This is a genomic window from Photorhabdus antumapuensis, assembly GCF_020387775.1.
Taxonomy (GTDB): domain Bacteria; phylum Pseudomonadota; class Gammaproteobacteria; order Enterobacterales; family Enterobacteriaceae; genus Photorhabdus; species Photorhabdus antumapuensis.
Window position 1 is genome coordinate 1,082 of record NZ_JAHZMK010000067.1, and the last position, 265, is coordinate 1,346.

The window sequence follows — 265 nt, forward strand, 5'->3', positions numbered from 1 at the left end:
GATAAGGGCACCTTATCACTGAACGCTATCAACAATGTGCAATTAACCGCCAGTGAGGTGAAGAACGCCGGTAAAGACGGTCGCACCGAGATAACTGCCGGCCATAACCTGACGCTGGACACCTTAAGCACACACCGCACAGAGCAGGGCGACTGGGGGGAAAATAACTATCGCCATTTGAATCAACAACAAGATATCGGCAGCCAGATAACCGGCGCCGGTGAGGTGACCCTGCAAGCCGGGCAGGATTTGACCGCTACCGCCG

The 265-nt window shown here is 55.1% G+C and carries 1 protein-coding gene; it reads left to right on the forward strand.

The features are described from left to right. On the forward strand, window positions 1–265 hold a 265-nt coding region (locus KZ793_RS23110), incomplete at both ends, for a hypothetical protein (RefSeq protein WP_225817097.1).